The organism is Paracerasibacillus soli, assembly GCF_042432965.1.
GTDB classification, from domain to species: Bacteria; Bacillota; Bacilli; order Bacillales; family Amphibacillaceae; genus Paracerasibacillus; species Paracerasibacillus soli.
The window spans coordinates 104121-110120 of the sequence record NZ_JBHLWL010000016.1 but is presented as its reverse complement, the minus strand read 5'-3'; the positions used below and the strand labels follow the sequence as shown (position 1 = coordinate 110120).

The window sequence follows — 6000 nt, the reverse complement described above, 5'->3', positions numbered from 1 at the left end:
GTTTATCCTGCCGCTTAAGTGGCAGGATAAACAGATCCCGAATCATTAATATTTTAGCGACCTTAATTCAGCCACCAACACTATTTGACAAAGAGCCGGTATTATTAAATATGAGTTCTATTTAGGTATTTTAATTGTAATTTGATAATAATCATCAAGTTCTTCTTCATTTGCTTCTACTGCAATTCCTGTATCAGTAACCATACTTAAAGATTGACGAATCGTATTCATTGCGATCCGAACATCTTTATTTATTCCTTTAAACGTTGGCCTTTTTCTTTGTGGCCTTTCCTTTGGTTGATTGATACTATCAACCTTTTCTTCCGTTTGCTTCACATTTAAATCATGTTCGATTATCATATGCAAGACATTAATAATCTTTTCTTCATCTTTTAGCTTAATTAAAGCCCGGGCATGTCTCTCCGTTATTTGCTTACTGAGTAAAGCCTCTTGAACTTCCTCGGGTAATTTTAATAACCTTATTTTGTTGGCAACTGTTGATTGGCTTTTTCCTAAACGTTGTGCTAGTGCCTCTTGTGTAATTTGATGTAGTTCTAGTAATTTCACATAAGCTATTGCCTCTTCAATCACCGTTAGTTCTTCACGCTGTAAATTTTCTATTAGGGCTACAGAGGCAATTTGTGTATCATTCATTTCACGAATAATAACAGGTACTGTTTCCCATTCTAAAAGTTGCACAGCTCGCCAACGGCGCTCCCCTGCAATTAACTCATAATTATCATCCGCTATTTTACGTACAATAATTGGTTGAATCATACCATGCGTATGTATCGTTTGTGCTAACTCCGCGATTTTCTCCTCATTGAATAAATGACGGGGTTGATATCTATTTGGCTGAATTTGATCAACAGGTAGTTGGATTACTTCATCTGGTTGAAGATTTATCTCTTCATCTTCCTTCTCACCAATCCCAAAAATCCGATTAAAAGGTAACACGTAATGACACCACCTTTATTATAAATTTTATCATATATATCTATATCAAGCATAACTTCATGCAGTGGAGTCGTTGTTATACAAGCTATCGTTTACATATAAGTAAGTAGCTCATCACTAACCTTTGCGTTTTATCATACCATTTCCACTAGATGTTAGTTAAAACGAAACTATCCAATATAACGGTTCGCTCGTATACAGCACCATGTTTAATTGGCCTGTCCGATGAACGAATACAGAAATGTTTCACGTGGAACATTTTTTGTTAACTATTCAAAAGATTCGATGTTTATATGGATTAGATTAATAGTTTTGATGTTATTTTACCATAACTTTTAAGTTTTCGCGACAAAACGTTTACAGTTCATTTCATGATGATGTCTTTCCATTCCGCATTCATTTAAAAATCTACTGAACAATCGTTTAGATTTTTAGTAGTGAAAGGATTTTTCCATCCCCTACTTGTCTTGCTTTGTTACCCTCATATCGTTCAAACTGTGACTTAGTTACTATGACAAACACTTTATCTAGTATCCACACACAGCTAGCTACCTTTATTCAATTGGCTCCTTATTCGGTGTACCTGGTTTTCGTGGGAATTTTTTCGGCGTCTCCTTTACCTTATCTACGACAATAATCGAGCGTTCCCCTTGTTCAAAAGGTAAAGTAAATGTATGTGTTTCTTTCAGCTCTCCACCTAAAAGGGTAATGGCACGTGTCCCCTTATCAATTTCATCATCGGCTTGTGCACCTTTCATTGCAACAAACTTACCTCCCTTTTTACATAATGGCATACATAATTCTGTTAGCACAGACATCCTTGCGACTGCTCGTGCAGTTACAATATCATACTTTTCACGATGAAGTTTGTTCCGACCGAATATTTCAGCTCGATCATGATAAAAAGATACATGTTGTAAATCTAACTCACTCGCCAAGTGGTTTAAAAAGCCAATACGCTTTTTTAGCGAATCTACAATCGTAATATGTAAATGTGGATAGCATATTTTTAAAGGAATACTTGGAAACCCCGCTCCTGCTCCAACATCACATATACTATCTACTTTCGAGAGGTCCACATAAAATGCTGCCGATATGGAATCGTAAAAGTGCTTTAAATAAACATCTGTTTGAGAAGTCAATGCAGTAAGATTCATCTTTTCGTTCCATTCTACTAATACTTTAAAATAGGTAGCAAACTGCTGTAATTGATTTTCTTGTAAATCAATGCCTTTCTTTTCAAGTTCACTAGCAAATTGTTCTGGGGTCATTTTCTTTCTCCTTTTTATGTATAATTCATAAAACATAAGCACCAAGATATCTTTCATTTGTAGAAAAAGCCGACAAAAAGTCGGCTTTTTCATATCATCATATTTCCATCGGTTCATTCCCTACTTTTGCAATCCGTCCATGTTCGATATATACAAGTAATATAGAGACATCAGAAGGATTTACCCCTGAAATACGGGATGCTTGCCCAACTGATAATGGGCGGATTTCTTTCAGCTTTTGTTTTGCTTCCGTAGCAAGTCCACTAATCACATCATAATCAATGTTCTCTGGAATCTTTTTATCTTCCATTTTCAACATGCGACTTACTTGTTCCGTTGCTTTTTTAATATAACCTTCATACTTCACTTGAATTTCTACTTGTTCTTTTACGTCAGTTGGTAAATCCTCAACATTATCGATGACTGTTTCCAATAATGCATATGAAACTTCAGGACGTTTTAATAAATCAAGTGCTCTTATCGCATCTTTTAACGGCGTTCCATTTACGGATGAGAGCATATTTTGTACTTGTTCAGTTGGCTTTATAATCATCTTATAAAGTCGTTTCTTTTCCGCTTCAATTTGCTGCTTTTTCATTTGAAAGTTTGCATAACGTTCATCAGAAATTAAACCTAATTCATAACCAATATCCGTTAAACGTAAATCAGCATTATCATGACGCAATAATAAACGATATTCTGCTCGGGAGGTTAGTAAACGATATGGCTCTGCAGTTCCCTTTGTAATCAAATCGTCAATCAATACCCCGATATACGCTTGAGAACGGTCTAAAATAACTGGATCTTTTCCAAATATCTTAGCCGCAGCATTAATTCCAGCCATAATACCTTGGGCAGCAGCTTCTTCATAACCAGATGTACCATTAATTTGACCTGCAGTATATAAACCTGGAATTTCCTTTGTTTCTAATGTTGGCCATAATTGTGTTGGTACAACCGCATCATATTCAATCGCATATCCCGGACGCATAATTTCAGCCTTTTCAAGTCCTGGTACAGAATGGACAATTTCATGCTGTACCGATTCTGGTAATGAAGTAGATAGTCCTTGTACGTATACTTCTTCCGTGTCACGGCCTTCTGGCTCCAAAAATACTTGATGGCGTGGCTTATCATGGAATCGCACTATCTTGTCTTCAATAGATGGGCAATAGCGTGGCCCTGTACCCCGTTTAGCACCTGAATACATCGCAGATAAACCTAAATTTTCATTAATTATTTTATGCGTAAATTCATTTGTGTGCGTTAACCAACACGGAATTTGATCTGTAATAAATTCTGTCGTTTCATATGAGAATCCTTGAGGCTTTTCATCACCTGGTTGTTCCTCAGCTTTTGAATAATCAATGGTATGACTATTTACACGTGGAGGTGTACCTGTTTTAAAACGAACAAGATCAAATCCTAGTTTTTCAAGGTTTTCTGATAGTTTTACAGAAGGACGTTGGTTGTTTGGTCCACTTTCATATTCCAAATCGCCCATCAACACTTTTCCACGCATGAATGTCCCTGTTGTTACAATGACAGCTTCTGCACGATATTCTGCATGTGTTTCCGTCACAACACCCTTACAAATACCATCTTCAACTATTAATTCATCCACCATTCCTTGACGTAGCGTAATATTCTCTTCAGTTTCAATTAGCTTTTTCATTTCTTTTATATAAATTGGCTTATCTGCCTGTGCTCGCAACGCTTGAACAGCTGGGCCCTTTCGCGTATTTAACATTCGCATTTGAATATATGATTTATCGATTACTTTCCCCATTACACCACCAAGTGCATCTATTTCTCGAACGACAATCCCTTTGGCGGGACCACCTATAGATGGGTTACATGGCATGTAGGCAATCATATCCAAATTTAAGGTTAACATTAACGTTTTTGCACCCATTCTTGCTGCAGCAAGCCCCGCTTCACAACCAGCGTGCCCTGCACCGATAACAATGACATCATAATGTCCTGCATGATAACCCATATTCCTTCATTCCTTTCATTATCATTGTCTATTTTTAGCAGCACTATATTTTTACATAGCTACTGCTATTCCTTTCTACTTTCCAAGGCAAAATTGAGAAAACAATTGGTCAATTAATGCATCACTTGCCGTGTCTCCCACTATTTCACCTAAAAATTCCCACGTACGTGTCACATCTATTTGTACAATATCTAATGGCATACCCATTTCTAAACTTGTCGTCGCATCTTCCAATGCTTGCTTTGCTTGTTTTAACAACTGGATATGGCGGGCATTAGAAACATATGTCATATCACCTGACTCTATTTCCCCTGCGAAGAACGTATTTGCAATAGCTGTTTCTAACTCTTCAATACCTTTATCTTCAATAAGCGAAGTAGTGATCAATGTGCGACCCTCCGCAAGCATATTTACTTCATCTAAATCTAGTTGTTGCTTCAAATCAGTTTTATTTATGATAACAATATATTGCAAGCCTGTAATTGCCTCAAATAGCTGCTTATCATCTTCTGTTAAAGGTTCATTATAATTTAACACGAATAAAATTAAATCCGCTTCTTGTAAAACCTTTCGGGAACGTTCTACCCCAATTTTTTCAACGAGGTCTTCCGTCTCCCTAATACCTGCCGTATCCACCAATTTTAATGGAACGCCTCTGACGTTAACATATTCCTCAATGACATCACGTGTTGTGCCTGGCACATCTGTTACAATCGCTTTGTTTTCTTGTACAAGTGCGTTCAACAAGGAAGACTTTCCGACGTTTGGCCTACCAATAATCGCGGTCGATAATCCTTCTCTTAATATTTTACCCTGTTTAGCTACACGTAATAACTCCTCGATATGATCATGAACTTCTTTTGTCTTTTCCCGCATCAATTCATGTGACATTTCCTCTACATCGTCATACTCTGGGTAATCAATATTTACCTCTACATGGGCAATTGTTTCTAATAACTCCTGTCGATACTTTTGAATTAAACGGGACAATCTACCGTCCATTTGTCCTAACGCGACATTCATTGCCTTATCTGTCTTGGCACGGATTAAATCCATTACTGCTTCAGCTTGCGATAAATCTATACGCCCATTTAAAAAAGCACGCTTTGTAAATTCACCAGGATCTGCAAGTCGTGCACCATTTGCTAAGGTTAATTCTAAAATACGATTTACTGCCACTAATCCGCCATGGCAGTTTATTTCTACGACATCTTCTCGCGTGAATGTTTTCGGTGCACGCATGACAGAGACCATCACTTCATCCGCAATTTCATTTGTTTCTGTATCTACAATTTTCCCATAATGAATCGTATGTGATGCTACATCATACAGACTTTTGCCAGTAAACAATGAATCAGCAATTTTTATCGCCTCTGGCCCACTTAGTCTCACAATTGAAATTGCTCCCTCACCAATTGGCGTTGATATTGCAACAATTGTATCTGTCTCCATCTCTGCCACCTCCTTATAAATTTCTTACTCCTACATTTATTTATATAAAAATATTAGTTTATAAATACTACTACTACACTTTCACAACCCGCAAACGTTAATTACGGGTGCTTTCGCTTTTCACTGTCTAGCTCAAACACCCAGCAACTAGCAAACAATTTATCTCGAGGAAAAGGAAGATCAGCTAAAACCGTCACTTTGCGTGACAACGCTGACCCACCCTGCTTGGCAGGGCGCAATTTGTACGTTGCTAAACGGGTGCTTTCGCTTTTCTTATTTATCCACACTTCGTCACTAATTTAATAGAATACCACATTTTCA

4 protein-coding genes are annotated in these 6000 nt (G+C 37.3%); all 4 read right to left on the bottom strand.

What is annotated here, in order from left to right; translation table 11 throughout:
• Positions 1-117 precede the first annotated feature (117 nt).
• The 4 genes from noc to mnmE all read right to left on the bottom strand — a co-directional run bounded on the left by noc (position 118) and on the right by mnmE (position 5679).
• Positions 118-957, bottom strand: coding sequence for a nucleoid occlusion protein (gene noc, locus ACFFIS_RS04965; RefSeq protein WP_320380786.1), 840 nt, complete (start codon positions 955-957; stop codon positions 118-120).
• Positions 958-1511: 554 nt separating this feature from the next.
• Positions 1512-2228 (bottom strand): 16S rRNA (guanine(527)-N(7))-methyltransferase RsmG, encoded by a 717-nt coding sequence (rsmG, locus tag ACFFIS_RS04960; protein ID WP_390186401.1) that lies wholly within the window; start codon positions 2226-2228, stop codon positions 1512-1514.
• 97 nt (positions 2229-2325) lie between these two features.
• Positions 2326-4227: a tRNA uridine-5-carboxymethylaminomethyl(34) synthesis enzyme MnmG gene (mnmG, locus tag ACFFIS_RS04955; RefSeq protein WP_390186398.1), complete on the bottom strand. Its 1902-nt coding sequence runs from the start codon at positions 4225-4227 to the stop codon at positions 2326-2328.
• 75 nt (positions 4228-4302) lie between these two features.
• Complete coding sequence (mnmE, locus tag ACFFIS_RS04950; protein WP_390186396.1) at positions 4303-5679, bottom strand: tRNA uridine-5-carboxymethylaminomethyl(34) synthesis GTPase MnmE; 1377 nt, start codon at positions 5677-5679, stop codon at positions 4303-4305.
• Positions 5680-6000 lie beyond the last annotated feature (321 nt).

Coding starts and splice junctions, on each gene's coding strand:
- rsmG (WP_390186401.1), bottom strand. CDS start 2,228: ATGACCCCAGAACAATTTGCTAGTGAACTTGAAAAGAAAGGCATTGAT.
- mnmG (WP_390186398.1), bottom strand. CDS start 4,227: ATGGGTTATCATGCAGGACATTATGATGTCATTGTTATCGGTGCAGGG.
- mnmE (WP_390186396.1), bottom strand. CDS start 5,679: ATGGAGACAGATACAATTGTTGCAATATCAACGCCAATTGGTGAGGGA.